Raw genomic sequence first — 15576 nt, 5'->3', positions numbered from 1 at the left:
GCTTCTCGCCGCTGTGGCGCGGTCAGTTCATTCGCTGATGTTTGCGTGGGTATGGCAGCGGAAGTCAGAAGCAATTCGGCCCGGGTGATCAGACAGTCTCCTGAGCCGCATTGCGGGCATCGCACCCATTGCCGTCACAAGCTCATTGTGCAGCCCGTTGCCCGACAAACCGCCCGGCCCCATCCGGCATCGCCAAGTCTCGATGCGCGGCGGCGTATTGCGCCAGCGCCTCCGCGACGGCCCCTTGGGGCGCGACGCTCTTACGAGCCTGCAAATCCATATGCAGAAGCAAGGTTTCCATTGTCGCCGCCAAAGTGCCGTCTCCGCGGGTCATGCTGTGAAACAGATGCAGCTTCTTCCCTTTGGTTGCCAGCACTTGCGTGGTGATCTTCAACTCGTCTCCTGCATGAACCTCCGCCAGATATCGGACGTGGTTTTCAACAGTAAAATAGCTCAGCCCGCTGGCGATGTAAGCTGCATCGGCGCCGATCATTTCCATGAATCGATCACTGGCTTGTGCGCCGGCCTCCAGATAATGGGCCTCGTTCATATGGCCGTTATAATCCGTCCATGTTTCTGGCACCTGCCGCAAAACCGTCACCGGCAAGTCCTCCTCCATCACCGACGGCAAGCTGGCCTCATGATCCACAATCACCCCGCCTGCCCCGCTCTTGGTTCGCCGCAAGCTGCGCAGAATGCCGACCAGATTGTCATCGCGCAGACGCTCCAAGGCGCGGATCGATAGATGACCCGACTGCGCATCCGACTGCCCCGCGATCAGGTCAACCAGTTCGGGCGTGAAGTCCGGCACATCCATCAGCTTGGTCCAGGGCCATTCCAGCGCTGGGCCGAACTGCGCCATGAAATGCTTCATCCCCGCTTCGCCGCCCGCCACGCGATAGGTCTCAAACAGGCCCATCTGCGCCCATCGGAGGCCGAAGCCCATACGGATCGCCTCGTCAATCTCTTCGGTTGTGGCAATCCCGTCTTTGACCAGCCACAGCGCCTCGCGCCAGACCGCCTCCAGAAGCCGGTCCGCGATATGGGCGTCAATCTCCTTGCGGACGATCAAGGGATACATGCCGACACTACGCAGGATCGCCGCCGCGTCCGCGCATTGCCCCACCTCGCCGACCAGTTCGACAAGCGGCAACAGATAGACCGGATTGAACGGGTGTGCGACGATGACCCGCGCACCTTGCGCGGTCAGTTCCGAGGGTTTGAAACCGGATGTGGACGAGCCAATGATCGCATTCGGCGGCGCAAGAGCCGTCAGATCCGTATGAATCTGATGCTTTAGCTCCAACCGCTCCGGCACGCTTTCTTGAACCCAGGCGGCCCCATCTAATGCCTCCCCAAGGTCACTTTGGAACGTCAGGCGCCCCTCTTCTGGCAGTGCTCTGTCGTAGAGCGCTGGCAAGCTTCGGCGCGCATTCTGCAGGACCTCTTGGATCTTACGCTCTGCCTCCGGATCGGGATCGTAGACCGCCACATCCCATCCGTTCAGCAGGAATCGTGCCACCCATCCGCCGCCAATGACCCCACCCCCGATGACTGCCGCTTTGCGCTCCGTCATTGCTCCGTTCCCGCATGTTCCGGGTCGGCCCCACGCCGCATTCGCGCAACAAACGCCGCAAAGGAGACCCGATATGGATATTGAATTTCTAGCTCTACCGACCGAAACCGTCGCCCAAATTCGCGACCTGGGACGCGACGACTATGACTTGCCGGTCGAGCGTCGTGTGTCTGGCGGCGATGGCTATCCCTGCCGTCATTGTCTGGAGGAAACGCCATTGGGGCAAGACTATCTGGTCCTGGCACACAAACCGTTTGAAACCACAAACCCCTATGCGGAAACCGGCCCGATATTCCTCTGCGCGGAGCCCTGCGCCCGCGCAGAGCCATCGGACAAGACGCCCGCCATTCTTCGCGCGCCTGAATACCTGATACGGGGTTACTCCGCCGGTGAACGGATCGTCTATGGCACCGGCAAAGTGGTGCCGACAGATCAGATCGCCGCATATGCGCGCGCGTTATTCGAACGCAAAGACATCGCGTTTGTCGATATCCGCAGCGCCGCGAACAACTGCTATCAATGCCGAATCCGGCGCACCTCATGAGATCGGCGCTCGCTTGGTCAGGCCCAGTTTGGCGCGGACCGCCTCCGGCCCGATCACGCGGGCGCCCATCGTCTCGATCAGCGTTACGGCCCGCGCGACCAGTTGCGCATTGGTAGCCAGCACGCCCTTCTCCAAGAACAGATTATCCTCCAACCCGACCCGGACATTGCCACCTGCCAGAACCGCAGCAGCGACAAAGGGCATCTGATCCCGGCCCAAACTGAAGGCCGACCAATGCCAATCGGCGGGCACGTTATTGACCATCGCGAGATAGGTATTGAGGTCATTCGGCGCACCCCAAGGCACCCCCATACAAAGCTGCACAAGCGCTGGCGCGGTCAGAATGCCCTCGGCCACCAACTGCTTGGCAAACCAGAGATGACCAGTGTCAAACGCCTCGATCTCCGGCTTCACACCCAGATCGGTCATCATCTGCCCCATCGCCCGCAACATGCCGGGCGTGTTGGTCATCACATAATCCGCCTCCGCGAAATTCATCGTGCCGCAATCGAGCGTACAAATCTCCGGCTGACATTCCGCAATATGCGCCATCCGCTCGGTCGCGCCCGCCATGTCGGTCCCGGCCGCTTTGAGCGGCAAAGGTGCCTCGGTCGAGCCAAACACCATATCGCCCCCCATCCCGGCGGTCAGATTCAAGACCACATCCGTGTCAGAGGCGCGAATCCGGTCCGTCACCTCGCGATAGAGGCCGAGATCGCGCGACGGGGCGCCGATCCGCGGGTCGCGCACATGGCAATGTACAATCGCCGCCCCCGCCTTCGCGGCCGCGATCGCGCTGTCGGCAATCTCCGCCGGCGACCGCGGCACATGGGGCGATTTCTCCTGCGTTCCACCCGATCCTGTCACAGCACAGGTAATGAAAACCTCGCGGTTCATGGTCAACGGCATTCCGATCGTCCTTCTTCAGCTCCACCGAACGGGATCATGGGCGGCGTGACGTGTAAAGAACGAACGATGTCTAACATTCCTGAGCATCCTTCAAACTATGGGCTACTGAGCAGGCGATGTTGAGCGTTCAAAACAAAATGAGATGATTGATCATCGCACCGATGGCACCACGAGCGCATGGCCCTCTAGAAGCGTTGCGGATCATGCGCTGCGAGAGGGGCTGCGATCGACAACAAACTGTCTCTCGTGCAAGTGTAGGCTCTTGCGTGAAGCTCGCGAAAACCACCTATTCTTTACGCAATTGGAAGTTTCGGCAGTCGCTGCAGCTAGACCTCTTAGAGCGCAGAGAAGAGCTCAAGCCCGAGAATAGACCAGTTTATCTTGAAAAGGAGCCTGCTTGGATCAAATTGAGCGGACCTGCCCGGCATCGATGGTAGCGCGGGTTTTTCCGCCCATGATGTTGAGCAGAATCCAGATACGGTGGTCGGGTTCGATCTGTTCGACTTCGGCCACGAAGTTCGCAAAGGGGCCGTGGGTCATAACAACTCGATCACCCGACGAAAGCAGCTTCGAGGGCATTAGTTCGCCTAAAGCGTCACAGCGAAGTATCAGACCGGAGACAATGTCGGGCGGCACCGGCGCTGGATCTCTGCCGAAACTGACTAACCGGGTGATACCGTTCGTCGAGTTAATCGCGCGCCAACCGCCTACGGAGATATCAAACGACACAAAGATATAACCGGGAAACACTGGGCGTTTGGTGGTCAAGAATCTCGACTTCGCGCGTTTGGTCACCTCTTCCACCGGTAGGAAGGTCCGGAAACCTTGCCGCTCTAGATTGCGCTCGGCGATCTTGACGCTGTTGGGCTTCAACTGGGCCAGAAACCAAGTTGCGCCGCGGTCGTGGAAACTCATCACCTACATCCCCATCGTTTGCCAACACCTATCGCTCAACTATGAGCAAAGGCAAGGGACGGGCACACCAAAGGTAACGGTAGGCGGTCGGCTGCCTCGGCAAGGCACTGAGTCTTCCGAACAACCACAGACTTCGACCGTGGTCACCACGCGCACCCTCACAAACGTCCAACTCGAATTAGAAACTTTGAACGGATGAGTTGGACAGCATTAGCGTGGAACTTAAGAAGGCACGATATGTGCGTATGTCGACGGAGCATCAGCGGTGTTCCATGCTCAATCGGTCCGACACGACTCGCTCACTCGCCTTCCGCGACTACATCGCGAACGTACCATCGAAATCAAGGAACAGTTCGACTTGTTGCTCGACACGGTCAGCATTGAGGAGGCAATAGAACGTGCCGACAGCGACGACGCTGCTGCACCGCGCCTTCCATAGGAATAGAGCGGCGGCCCTCGTCGTGGGCTCCTATACCCGGCGGTGCCAGCTTCCATCGACACGACATGCACGAGTCAAGCACGCGCGAGTTTGACGCTCTTTCTCTATATGGTCTTTTCGCAAGCACAGAAAACTGCTAATCGCTCAAGTATGAGCGGAATACTTGATTCCAACCGAACTTTCTCACCAAGGTGCCCTGGGCAGTCCTTGTGCGGTAGCCATAAACCAACCTGAACATGGCTGGCCAGCAAAGCAAACTCCAGGACGATGTGCGATTTCGCATTCTCCGGTTGCTTGAACAGAACCCGGAAATGTCTCAGCGCGACTTAGCGCAAGCAGTCGGCATCAGCACGGGCAGTGCCCACTACCTGCTCAAAGCACTCGTCGAGAAAGGTCTGATCAAGCTGGGCAATTTCACCGCCAGTGAAGACAAGCGGCGCTATGCCTACTTGCTGACGCCCAAGGGGGTTTCGGAAAAGGCCGCGCTGACCAAACGCTTTCTAATCCGCAAGATGGCCGAGTATGAGATGCTGAAGACCGAAATCGAAGAGGTTCAAGGTGATCTTGCCGAGGCTGAACTGGCGCAACTAAAAAGATCCATGTGAGCAGAAGCCTCATTTGCCAAAGGCAGACAGCCAACCCTTTGACTCTGCCAAGGTGACGCCGCCTAAGGAGAACGAACACTGTGAGCGACAACATTGAGAAAACCCTGGAAGATCTTTGGCGCGAGAACCTCCAGAATTTTCCTTTCAAAGGCTATATAAATCCGGCACGCAAATCCGCCTATTGCGCAATGCCAGCGATGTTGTATTCGCACGTGACCAAAGACGCCAAGATATTGGATTTTGGCTGTGGGCCTTTGGACAAAACTTTTATGTTCAAAAGCCTGACTAAGAATCTATACGCCTTCGATACCTTGAAAGATACATGGCACACCGTAGATAACAACGATGAAAAAATTAAGAGCTATGGCCGCCAATCTGGAATCCACTTTATCGATACATTTGAAGAAATCGGAGCGCATGAATACGACGTGATCATGCTGCATGATGTGATTGAACACTTCCACGATTCTCCACGCACCCTGCTCAACACTTTGACTAGCTATCTTAAGCCTGGCGGACTATTGGTTCTGACGGTTCCAAACGCTGGAAACATCAGAAAGCGTATCCATCTTCTTTTGGGCAAGACAAACTACCCAAGATATGGGTACTTTTATTGGTATCCCGGAAAGTGGGACGGACATGTTCGCGAATATGTGCGCGGCGACCTGGACGCCTTGGTGAGTTATCTGGGGTTGTACAAGAAGGATTTACGCACCTTCCACATCCACCTCGATATCCTGCCGCCCTCCGTCCGCTCGCTCTGGCGTTTTGTGTCGACTTTCATGCCCAATACCCGCGACAGCTTCTATTTAATCGCAGAAAAACCCAAAGGTTGGGAGCCACGCCTTAAGCCGACAGATGAAGAGTTTTCCAGCTCGTTCGGTAGACAGTACTTTAGCAAGTTCTTGGATATCCGGCAGATTGATTGGACTTGAGCATGGACGCGCGACAATGCATTATCTTGAACTTAGGCTGCGGGCTTAAGACGAGTGATCGACCAGAAGTTCAAAACATTGATTGGTCACCTTATTTGTGGCTCTCTCGCAGTAGGCTTGTTCGAGCACTTGCACCTATTTTTCTCGATGAAGCCCGCCTTCAACGCCTGCGGGCAGTTCCCAAAAACATTCTGGTATATAATCTTGCAAAGGGCATTCCCTACGCAGATCAATCTGTAGATGTGGTCTATCACTCCCATGTTCTGGAACATCTCGACCGACCAATTGCACAGCAGTTTCTGGCTGAGACTCACAGAGTGCTGAAGCCTGGGGGCATTCTAAGAATAGTTGTGCCCGATTTTGAGCTGTTGGCTCGTGCTTATCTCGAACATATTGAGCTGTGCGAGGCAGATCCGAAGCTGATCACAAACCACTCGGACTATATCGCGCCGCTGATTGAGCAATCCGTTCGGCGTGAAGCCGACGGAACCGCCCGCCAGAAGGGCATAAGGCGCATTGTCGAGAACCTCGTTTTGGGTGACGCTCGGAAGCGGGGTGAAACCCACCAATGGATGTATGATCGGTTCAGCCTTCAAGCCTCAATGAACGCGGCGGGCTTTCATGAAACAACTGTTTGGTCATATGACCAGAGTTGGATACCCAACTGGAACGACAGAATAGGGCTTGATGCTAAGGCTGATGGTTCACCCTACAAACAGAGTTCGTTGTACTTTGAGGGCAGGAAGTCTCACTAGTATGGGTAAACTCCGTATCTTGTTGGTCGGCGACCCATGTGGGCGAGATGATGAGGGTATGAAGCGGGTAAATAACCACCTGAAACAAGCCTTAGTCAGTATGGGCCACGATTGCATAATCGACACCGGCCTGAACAAAAAATCCAATTTGTGCTCTTGGAACAAAATTGTGTTCACTGGTGGACCGGCGAATAGTACTCTGCAAAAAATCGCCGCGATGCGCCTATTTCACTGGAGGGCGGAATTCATCTTATGTGGTCTTATGCCAAGCATATCTGCGGAGAAACGCAGAATCTTGAGATGGTGTGTGAACAAAGTCATCTCTGAGAATCCGGTGATGGGTCAACTGGCAGAACTCAATGGCCTTCGGCATATAAGTCAGCCAGCGGCGACGTTTTCATACCAAGCGTTTTTGCGGGGCAGAGATCGGAGTAAGCCAGAACGCTCGGCAGGCCCGCTTCGTGTTCTACATGTTGGACACTTGAACGAACGGCGAAACGTTTTCGAATTGGCATGCCTATGTAAAGATCTGGGCTTCCCGCTCACCTTTTTGGTGAGCAGCACGGAGAAAGAAGATCAAAACGAGCGTGCGCGGCTCGAACACCTCGGCGCCACAATTATTTCGGAATATCAAAACGACCTCTTTGCCTTCTACCGCCAGTTTGACCTCTATGCGTTCCCAGTGAAACGGCCCGATGCAGCAATCGCTATGCCGCTCAGCGTCATTGAGGCGCTGCTTTCCGGCCTGAACGTGCTTTCGACCGATTTTGGTGAGGTGTCCGCATACTTCGGCGAAGTAGACAACGTTATGATTACCAACGAGTTGCTGGGTCTTACTGCTGAGCAGCTTGAGGTGTTGGCAAACCGTCCCATGATGGAAATCGTAGAATTGGAGAAGTTCGATACGCTGCAATTCGCCAAGGCCATTGCTGGGACAACATGATCATCACACTTAACGGCGCGGACGGAAGCGGAAAAAGTACGATCATCAACGCGGTCGCAGAAGTCACCGACAATAGGTTTGTGCATTTTCATTCGCGGCCAGGTAATCTTGCACCCAAGAGCAACACCGAGAAGCAGCGTCGTTACGTCGATCGGCCCGGCGAAGTACCTAAACGGAAAGTATATTTGCAGGTTGCAAAAATAGGGTTGTTTCTGGCAGAGTTCTACTCCTTTGCCATCTGGCACAAGCTGATGGCAGGACCGACAGTGGTAATCTTGGAACGAAGCCTTGCGGATGTGTATGTTCACCCAGATCGCTATGGATTGGACCATTGGCTTGTTGAACGGCTTCGGGGCCTTCTGAGGGATTGGTACGCCGACCTAAACATCGTTCTGACCGGGGACGCTGAGACGATGGCAAACCGCAAGCAAGAACTCCCGGCGTCCGAAATCGATGCACTGAACCGTCGGTATGCGGCTGCGCTTGCTCGGGCCAAGGAAAAGGTTTTGACCATCGACACAACTCGCGACTCCGTCAACCAAAGCCAAGCTCGCATAGCAAGCCGGATCGGCCAAATCACCAGCTGCCATACCGGGCTGTGAGCGCCCTCAGATGACACCGAGTACATTTCTTGAGTCTCACGTGACCCACCTTTCGGATTTGCAAGTGAACTACGCCTTCTTAAGAAACTCTGAGGGCTATCCCGAGACACTGACAGGCGACATTGATCTTTTGATTAAGCAATCCGACCTGCACACGATCTATCACTACTATAGGGCCATCCGCCGCGACGATGTCTGGGTGATACAGATTATTCCTAAGCGGCGGGATCTCTATGTAATGCTATATTTTCCGGGGGGGGGCGACCGAAAGTTCCTGGTTCTTGAGTATTTCACGGGCATCATCTTTCGTGGGCAGGTCATTGTCGAAGGCGAGCGACTACTCGATACCTGCGAAGTCGACGGCATTTGGCGACGCCTGCCGGATCGCGTGTCAATCTCATACACGTTTTTTCACTACGCAGCTTACAAGGGGCATCTTCCAGTCAGATATCAACCAGATTTAGATCGGCACGGGCTGGACCCTTCCGTCGTGGCCGATGTCTTGGACTTCCTCGGAGTAACCTTGCCTCAGGCGCAAACCGTACCGTTTTGGACGGATACCGAAGAGCTGCGCAGCAAGATAACACAACGCATTTCGCGACGAAAGACGATGTGGAACTACGCAAGCCAGTTGATACGAATGCGCCCAGAGAGCGTTGGATGCACGCTGAACGTACACCCATCAGACACTCAGGCGGTCATTGATTTTGCCAACAAGTACCACCTCTATCGACCGACGCATCGCTACGTCGTCCATGGAAGCTTCACATGGGCTGCACTGAAAAAACTGCTGATCGTTGCCCTGGGCGGTCTCGCAGTTGTTCCCAAAACTGGTGTTGCGAGTCCTGGCTCAGTCAGTGACTATTTTGTCGAGAAGATTGAAAAAGGGCGTTGAGCGATTGGTTTAGCTCTTATGAACTCAGCCAATAAGCAAGCTCTCACAACTAAGTTGGGCGCCCTCCGGAAGACCTTGCAGATAGACCGGTTGATGCGCGCCGATGGCGCGATCGTTGACACCGCTTTTGCTAGCGCGCTGAACTTCTTGTCAGCCTTTGTGATCGGTGTTCTCTATGGCGTCTCGACTTTAGGCGAGTTCTCCCTGATTTTGATTTACTCGTCTTTTGTGTATCTCTTCGCGTACAATTTCATAATCGTGCCAGCGACCAGCAAGCCTTGGTCTATCTCAGATTATCGCTTTGCTCAGAAGGTGATGGTCATATCGCTCTTCTCCTTCGTTCCGCTGGCTTGTTCTATTCTAGCGTTTGATCATATCGTTTTGAACTTTTCGAACCAATCTATGTTTCTGAGTTTTGTCTACATTGTCTCCCACAATGCCTTTTTAACGTTACGACGGGTTGTCTTGCATCTAGGGCTCGCGAAGTACCCAACGTTAATCCCCCTAGTGGTATTGGTAGCAGTATCGATACCAGCCGCCATCGGTGTCGTTTCTTACACCGCTTTCTTGCTTACCTATTCACTTTCCTTTTTTGTAGCCATTGCGCACACCGTCTTTCGCCGTCCTGAGCGCACGCTTCTTCCGGATATAGCTCTTGCTGTCGACTTCTTGCGATTTTCCCGATGGATGACGTTCGGGATATGGTTCCAGTGGCTTTCCGGCAATTTGGTTCAACTCTTGGTCCAGCATCATTCCGGTGCCGAGGCGCTGGGCACCCTGCGAGTTTTGCTGTCGTCGTTCGGGTTTCTCAGCATCTACTTCCAATATCAGGAGATCGTTCTGGCCCGCGCTCATCGCGGCGAAACAAATCCCCGCTTCACTCTGTCATCTGCACTAGACTTGGAGTCATACGTCCTGCCAAGCATGTTGATCTTGCTATGCTTGCCGATTTATCTTGTGTACTGCCACATGGTCGGCACGACGCCGTTGTGGACGGCTGCAATAATCTACTCAGTATATCAGTTTCTGGTTTTTGCCTCAATTATCATGCGGGTTTACTTGCGGTTGATGGGTGATTTGCAATTTGCCATGTTTGGCTACATAGGCATGGTGATCACCGTTGTTAGCGTCGAGCTGATGAACGCCCATGCGCTGGATTTAATGAATGCCACAATCATGTATCTGGCAAGCATGAGCGTCATGGTTATGGTGCTGGCAGTTGGCTTGCTTAAAACTGCGAAACGACGGGCTTAGGCAATGCACCTCGAATTGCGATATAGCCTTCAACCGGACCTTTCAATAGAGTATCTCTCGTTTCCGCTGATCGTCATTGACGCTATGGAAGACTAATTCAATGAGCGTAATACAACTCCTTATCCTAACCACCTTGTTATGGGTATTGATTTCCATTGCAAATAAGACTTCTCTATCCCGCAATGCAAAGTTCACGCCGATGTCTAATTTTGTGGTCATCTTTATTCTCTTTAACCTTGCCGCTTCACAGTTTTATTACTGGTCCGACATTGGCGATTTTCACAGATATCCATATATCGATAATAGGTTTTCCGACGAAATTCTAGGGACCTTCAACTCGAACTTGGTTTGGTTATGCTACATCGCTCTAGGCCATATTATATTTTCTGCATCATACAATGCCGCCCCAAAAATCAAATTTACTAGAGGTGGCTACAGCCAACGCACCAGAAGGATTAACACCGACCTAATTTCGGTCATTGTTGTTTTGATTGCGTTACTCTTTGCACTCTACTATCAAGATGCGCTAATCTCCCGTCAATCATACATTATAGAAGGAGAAAACACACAAATCAGAACCCTTCTAATGCTATTGGTTGTAATATCCGCCTTTCTGACAGGTGTTGTCGCAAGAGACAGGCCGACATTAGGTTTAGTCCTCTTAATAATCATCATTGTCCTCTTGCTCGCTCACGGTTCTAGGCGAGCAGCAGTAGCACCCGCCCTATTCTTCTTGGGAAAGTACCTATCGGATACACCAAGTGTCAAAAACTATGTTAGCTTGACCGTCACCTCCGGCTGTTTGTTGGCTTTCTCGTTGCTCATGAGGAACATGGATCAACAGGGCTTAGCGCATTTTTTTAATGTTTTCAATTTTGATAACCTTGACGCTCTTCCAATCTCCAATCTTTTTCAATATGTCCTCAACAACTTGTTTATGGGATTTCCCATGGCTCACTATGCGAAGAGCAATATCGCCATAGATTCCCATATAATATTCGCCTCGCTCAACCCGCTCCCGGGTGCACTTGTCTGGAGGCATGAATATACAGACTTATTGAGAGTGGGAACTTTTTTTCCGGTAAACGCTATTGGAACACTTAATGGTGCAGAACATATGGCTGGTGCATTTGCGGCGACTTTTTTTGGATTTCTTCTTTCCATAGTGAATCTACAGTACCTGCAGGCAGTAGCTCGGCAACAGCGCGTGGTTATGATCGCGATTCTGGGGCTAAGTTTGTTAGCATCAATCTTTTTTGTTCAGTACGGATTAAGACATGCGGTAAGACCACTGTATTATGCGATTTTCATTGGGTTGGCAGTGAATTCATTCAGGTCACTTTTACCTCGGGATCAGACCAAAACTTGACGTCGAAACATGTAAAGAAGGATCGGGTCGCGCGACAGCTTGAGACAATAAACTTTGCTGTTTTTTCGTGCGAGTTTACAACAGAGAATGGACAGGCAGTCGTTACGCGAAGGGTCGTTAACCACGTGCTGCCGGATGTCGGTGAAAGCGTGCCATGCGTCTTTCCCAGTGGAGGCGCTGCGAAAAGCATTTTGGCTTGGTTGCTGGCTTGTTTTCGACTGTTTTGGGCATTGTGCACGTCGCGTGTTGGAGCGGTCTATGTGGTTTGCTCCCGCACCACCCCGGGTTTTTTCCGCGACCTGCCTGGTTTGTTGACAGTTTATCTCGGCAAGCGGGTCATTGTTCATTGCCACGGGTCTGATTTTGAGTCCTTGTTATCCAGCGGACCGCTATCAGGCCTAGCGCGGCGAATTTATCGTAACTGCGAGGTCATCTTCCCAAGCCATCACCTTAGTGAGCGGATGAAGGACCGAGTGAAGATCGCGCATCTGTGTGAGAATTTCTTTGTCGCTGCAGAAGCCGCTCAATCAGCCGCAAACCAAGACCCGTCCAGCCTTCAGGTTGTTTGGAATTCAAATGTGATGGCAAGTAAAGGCTTCTTCGACGTCGTGTCTGCGGTCGAAGTGCTTGTCCGCCAGGGCCACCAGATCGACTTATTGTGCTTCGGCAAAGTGCAAAGCGATCACGAAATGCTTGAAGTCGATGTTCGCAGCAAGATGCGACAATACGAAGGGTGTGACTGGTTCTCTTATCTCGGAATGGTGCCGCATGCTTGCGCCGTGGGCGCAATACGAGACGGTGACGTCGTTGCGCTGCCCTCGCGCTACACCTCTGAAATGCAGCCGCTCGCGGTTATTGAAGCGATGTGTTCTGGAAAGCGGGTCATCGTCTCCGACCGAGCCAGCTTACGCGAAACCGTAGGCGATTACCCCGCCGATATCGTACCGATCAATAACGTACCGGAAATTGCTAAGGATATCGAGAGACTATACCATGAAAAAAGGTCCGATCCTTCAAAATTCAAAAACAAGAACATCGATGCTGCAATCGCTTCCAATAAGCGTTTCTCAGCCGAGGTTTTTGACCTGAAAATGAAGGATATTCTTTTGCGTGGAAAGTTAGATAGATCAAGCGAAACGTGAGTTATTCAGCTTATTGAATGCAACGTCTGCTGAGAATCATACCCCATAACTCTTCTGCTTGAGGCTCGCCCAACCACATGATTCGAGATCCTGAACAGAGGGAGTATGATGAGCGAGCATTTCTGGCCTGGCTGACGGACGGCAGATGCAGGAGCTAGAGCCGTTCTTTCCAAGTCCAGGATCGAGCTGCGATTGGATCAGGTAGATGCGGCGAGTTGCTCATCTCCGCTGGCTGCATCGCAACAGCCGACCTGTTCTGGCTACGAGTTCTGATCCAAGAAACCGCGCTTTTGTTAGGTGCTGAAGCAAGCCCAAACCATGGGCTTTCTAAGCAAGCAGAAGCGGGATACATCACGACAAACGAAGTCGCAGCGTGCCATACGGTACGCTATGAAAACTAAACTTGCCCGCCCTCAAAGGAGAAAACACATGGCAAAGATGGCACTTATCTTGGGCGCGGGTGGCTTTATCGGAGGCCATCTTGTCACCCGCCTTAAGAAAGAGGGGTTTTGGGTCCGGGGCGTTGATCTAGAGTTCAACAAATTTCACGAAAGCGACGCTGACGATTTCGTCATAGGCGATTTGCGAGATCAAAGCTTAGTCGCGCACGTGGTGGACAGAAAATTCGATGAAGTTTATCAGCTTGCGGCCGATATGGGTGGCGCTGGGTACATTTTTACTGGCGAGAACGACGCCGACATCATGCACAACTCGGCAACAATCAATTTGAATGTGCTCAATGCTTGTCATAAGCGCAGCATCAAACGCGTGTTCTATTCGTCGTCTGCCTGCATGTATCCTGCCTACAACCAGGAAGACCCAGACAATCCAAACTGTGCGGAGGACTCAGCCTACCCTGCGAATCCAGATAGCGAATATGGTTGGGAGAAACTGTTTTCCGAAAGACTGTACCTAGCCTACAATCGAAACTTCGGGATGGAATGCCGAGTCGCTAGGTATCATAACATCTTTGGCCCAAAGGGGACGTGGGAAGGCGGCAAGGAAAAAGCGCCTGCAGCAATCTGTCGAAAGGTTGCTTCGGCCCGAGATGGGGGCGCAATAGAGATTTGGGGGGATGGCCTGCAGACGCGGTCCTTCCTTTTCATTGACGAGTGCATTGAAGGATCGATTCGTTTGCTCCGCTCGAAATTTGAAGGCCCAGTTAATATCGGGTCTGATGAGATGATTTCGATTAACGCGCTTGCGCAAATGGTCATCGATATCTCTGGGAAGGATCTAAGCATCCGGAACATCTCCGGGCCAGAGGGCGTACGGGGTCGGAACTCCGACAATCGGTTGATTTTGGAAAGGCTCAACTGGCGGCCAACTCAGACGCTGCGCGCCGGAATCAATGAGACCTACGATTGGATTAGCGCCCAAGTAAGTCGGCGCCACAACCGAGTTTAAACTGGGTGGATATAGCCAGATGCGAAATGATAAGGCGAACCCCTTTACGACACGACTTGGAGAGCGGAAGCCCCGAATAACGATACTATATCATTACATGTATCCAGATGATGTGGTTAGCGCGCGTCATCTAGATGGCTTCGCAGAAGACCTGGCGGCTAGGGGGTGGGATGTCGAAGCTCTACCATGCAACCGTGGCTGCCGTGATGAGCGGCATACCTACGGGCCTTCGGATGTTCACAACGGGGTTCAATATAACCGTATCTGGCGGCCTCGGTTTCAACAAAGGTCATTCTCCGGGCGGTTGCTGAACTCGGCTTGGATGATCGTCGCCTGGTCAAAGCTAGGGCTTCGCAGGAAATCGAGACGACCAGATGTTATTGTTATCGGCACGGATCCAATGTTTGCTGTTGCAGCAGCAGTGCCGCTCAAGTTCTTCTCGCCAAGAACGCCTATCGTTCACTGGTGTTTTGACCTACATCCTGAGGCCGCAGTCGTAAGCGGCATGGTGTTGGAGACAAGCGTCGCAACTCGGATTGTGAAGAAGATAATGCTTGCAGGCTATAAGCGTTGTAGCATGATTGCAGATCTTGGGCCTTGTATGCGTTTTCTCTTACGCCGCTACGACCACGGTGCTGCTGAAACTGAGCTCATCCCGTGGGCCTTGGTTGAACCTCAGAAGAGGGTCGAGCCTGATCTACGAACTAGGCAGGAACTGTTTGGAAATGCGGCCCTTTCTGTGCTGTACTCTGGAAATTTTGGCGAAGCTCACAGCTACAGCGAGTTTTTGACACTTGCCAGATCACTACGGGACGTGCCCGAAATCCATTTTTGTTTTGCCGTACGGGGTAATAGGGTCGATGAACTGAAGGCTGCAGTGCTTGAAGAAGATACAAATATTAGCTTTGCTAGCTTTGCGTCGATAGAAGAGCTAGAAAAGCGTCTGGGCGCAGCAGATATCCATTTGGCCTCGCTGCGTGATGAATGGGCTGGAATTGCTGTTCCGTCAAAATTCTTTGGAAGTTTGGCGATTGGACGGCCAGTTCTTTATTCGGGCCCAAAGAATAGTGCGATTGGCTATTGGATAGAGAGATTTAACATCGGCTGGGTTTTGAACTCTGGTAGTTCGGAAAGTATTGCCCTTGAGTTGCGCCGGTTGTCGAAAGAACCGTCTGCACTCATCAAACTTCAAGAGCATTCTCATGCTGTTTATCAGAAAAATTTCTCTCGAGAGTCGGTGACGGATCAGTGGCATGACGAGCTTTCAAGGCTTGTAACGCAATAAG

15 protein-coding genes are annotated in these 15576 nt (G+C 52.5%); 12 read left to right on the top strand and 3 right to left on the bottom strand.

Annotated elements, in window-relative coordinates:
* Positions 1-142: 142 nt before the first annotated feature.
* Positions 143-1576, bottom strand: coding sequence for a carnitine 3-dehydrogenase (locus tag GTF44_RS08945; protein ID WP_171560880.1), 1434 nt, complete (start codon positions 1574-1576; stop codon positions 143-145).
* A 73-nt stretch (positions 1577-1649) separates the two neighbouring features.
* Here GTF44_RS08945 and GTF44_RS08940 point away from each other — a divergent pair, with 73 nt between their 5' ends.
* Entirely contained in the window at positions 1650-2120 is a 471-nt protein-coding gene (locus GTF44_RS08940) for a DUF1203 domain-containing protein (protein ID WP_171560881.1), read from the top strand.
* Here the strand turns inward: GTF44_RS08940 and GTF44_RS08935 are convergent.
* Both GTF44_RS08935 and GTF44_RS08930 read right to left on the bottom strand, forming a co-directional pair.
* Positions 2115-3029 (bottom strand): 3-keto-5-aminohexanoate cleavage protein, encoded by a 915-nt coding sequence (locus GTF44_RS08935; protein ID WP_171560882.1) that lies wholly within the window; start codon positions 3027-3029, stop codon positions 2115-2117. The two genes, GTF44_RS08940 and GTF44_RS08935, sit on opposite strands and share 6 nt — an antisense overlap.
* Positions 3030-3431: 402 nt before the next feature.
* Positions 3432-3944, bottom strand: coding sequence for a transcription termination/antitermination protein NusG (locus tag GTF44_RS08930; RefSeq protein WP_171560884.1), 513 nt, complete (start codon positions 3942-3944; stop codon positions 3432-3434).
* A gap of 675 nt (positions 3945-4619) precedes the next feature.
* On the opposite strand from GTF44_RS08930, the gene GTF44_RS08925 reads away from it, so the two are divergent.
* The 11 genes from GTF44_RS08925 (at position 4620) to GTF44_RS08875 (ending at position 15575) form a co-directional block, all read left to right on the top strand.
* On the top strand, positions 4620-4988 hold the full coding sequence (locus tag GTF44_RS08925; RefSeq protein WP_171560886.1) for a MarR family EPS-associated transcriptional regulator: 369 nt from the start codon (positions 4620-4622) through the stop codon (positions 4986-4988).
* Between the two features lie 80 nt (positions 4989-5068).
* Complete coding sequence (locus GTF44_RS08920; RefSeq protein ID WP_171560887.1) at positions 5069-5923, top strand: methyltransferase domain-containing protein; 855 nt, start codon at positions 5069-5071, stop codon at positions 5921-5923.
* Between the two features lie 2 nt (positions 5924-5925).
* Positions 5926-6678 (top strand): class I SAM-dependent methyltransferase, encoded by a 753-nt coding sequence (locus GTF44_RS08915; RefSeq protein ID WP_171560889.1) that lies wholly within the window; start codon positions 5926-5928, stop codon positions 6676-6678.
* A 1-nt stretch (position 6679) separates the two neighbouring features.
* Positions 6680-7621, top strand: coding sequence for a glycosyltransferase (locus tag GTF44_RS08910; protein ID WP_171560891.1), 942 nt, complete (start codon positions 6680-6682; stop codon positions 7619-7621).
* Positions 7618-8223 (top strand): hypothetical protein, encoded by a 606-nt coding sequence (locus tag GTF44_RS08905; RefSeq protein WP_171560893.1) that lies wholly within the window; start codon positions 7618-7620, stop codon positions 8221-8223. The genes GTF44_RS08910 and GTF44_RS08905 overlap by 4 nt, the downstream gene beginning before the upstream one ends.
* Positions 8224-8233: 10 nt before the next feature.
* Entirely contained in the window at positions 8234-9118 is an 885-nt protein-coding gene (locus GTF44_RS08900; RefSeq protein ID WP_171560895.1) for a hypothetical protein, read from the top strand.
* Between the two features lie 93 nt (positions 9119-9211).
* Positions 9212-10372, top strand: a complete 1161-nt coding sequence (locus GTF44_RS08895) for a hypothetical protein (RefSeq protein ID WP_171560896.1) — start codon at positions 9212-9214, stop codon at positions 10370-10372.
* 100 nt (positions 10373-10472) lie between these two features.
* Complete coding sequence (locus GTF44_RS08890; RefSeq protein ID WP_171560898.1) at positions 10473-11741, top strand: hypothetical protein; 1269 nt, start codon at positions 10473-10475, stop codon at positions 11739-11741.
* A 125-nt stretch (positions 11742-11866) separates the two neighbouring features.
* The gene (locus GTF44_RS08885; protein WP_171560900.1) at positions 11867-12883 is read left to right on the top strand and encodes a glycosyltransferase; all 1017 of its coding nucleotides are present in this window, start codon (positions 11867-11869) and stop codon (positions 12881-12883) included.
* Positions 12884-13312: 429 nt separating this feature from the next.
* Entirely contained in the window at positions 13313-14290 is a 978-nt protein-coding gene (locus GTF44_RS08880) for an NAD-dependent epimerase/dehydratase family protein (RefSeq protein ID WP_171560903.1), read from the top strand.
* A 19-nt stretch (positions 14291-14309) separates the two neighbouring features.
* Positions 14310-15575: a glycosyltransferase family 4 protein gene (locus GTF44_RS08875; protein WP_171583801.1), complete on the top strand. Its 1266-nt coding sequence runs from the start codon at positions 14310-14312 to the stop codon at positions 15573-15575.
* Position 15576 lies beyond the last annotated feature (1 nt).

The organism is Roseobacter sp. HKCCD6576-2 (assembly GCF_013179285.1).
Lineage (GTDB): Bacteria > Pseudomonadota > Alphaproteobacteria > Rhodobacterales > Rhodobacteraceae > Rhodophyticola > Rhodophyticola oceani.
The sequence above is the reverse complement of the archived record's forward strand: the minus strand, read 5'-3'. Positions and strand labels throughout refer to the sequence as shown.

Excerpts from the sequence above, each read along its gene's own strand:
- GTF44_RS08945 (WP_171560880.1), bottom strand. The coding sequence starts at position 1,576 with ATGACGGAGCGCAAAGCGGCAGTCATCGGGGGTGGGGTCATTGGCGGC.
- GTF44_RS08940 (WP_171560881.1), top strand. The coding sequence starts at position 1,650 with ATGGATATTGAATTTCTAGCTCTACCGACCGAAACCGTCGCCCAAATT.
- GTF44_RS08935 (WP_171560882.1), bottom strand. The coding sequence starts at position 3,029 with ATGCCGTTGACCATGAACCGCGAGGTTTTCATTACCTGTGCTGTGACA.
- GTF44_RS08930 (WP_171560884.1), bottom strand. The coding sequence starts at position 3,944 with ATGAGTTTCCACGACCGCGGCGCAACTTGGTTTCTGGCCCAGTTGAAG.
- GTF44_RS08925 (WP_171560886.1), top strand. The coding sequence starts at position 4,620 with ATGGCTGGCCAGCAAAGCAAACTCCAGGACGATGTGCGATTTCGCATT.
- GTF44_RS08915 (WP_171560889.1), top strand. The coding sequence starts at position 5,926 with ATGGACGCGCGACAATGCATTATCTTGAACTTAGGCTGCGGGCTTAAG.
- GTF44_RS08910 (WP_171560891.1), top strand. The coding sequence starts at position 6,680 with ATGGGTAAACTCCGTATCTTGTTGGTCGGCGACCCATGTGGGCGAGAT.
- GTF44_RS08905 (WP_171560893.1), top strand. The coding sequence starts at position 7,618 with ATGATCATCACACTTAACGGCGCGGACGGAAGCGGAAAAAGTACGATC.
- GTF44_RS08900 (WP_171560895.1), top strand. The coding sequence starts at position 8,234 with ATGACACCGAGTACATTTCTTGAGTCTCACGTGACCCACCTTTCGGAT.
- GTF44_RS08895 (WP_171560896.1), top strand. The coding sequence starts at position 9,212 with ATGCGCGCCGATGGCGCGATCGTTGACACCGCTTTTGCTAGCGCGCTG.
- GTF44_RS08890 (WP_171560898.1), top strand. The coding sequence starts at position 10,473 with ATGAGCGTAATACAACTCCTTATCCTAACCACCTTGTTATGGGTATTG.
- GTF44_RS08880 (WP_171560903.1), top strand. The coding sequence starts at position 13,313 with ATGGCAAAGATGGCACTTATCTTGGGCGCGGGTGGCTTTATCGGAGGC.
- GTF44_RS08875 (WP_171583801.1), top strand. The coding sequence starts at position 14,310 with ATGCGAAATGATAAGGCGAACCCCTTTACGACACGACTTGGAGAGCGG.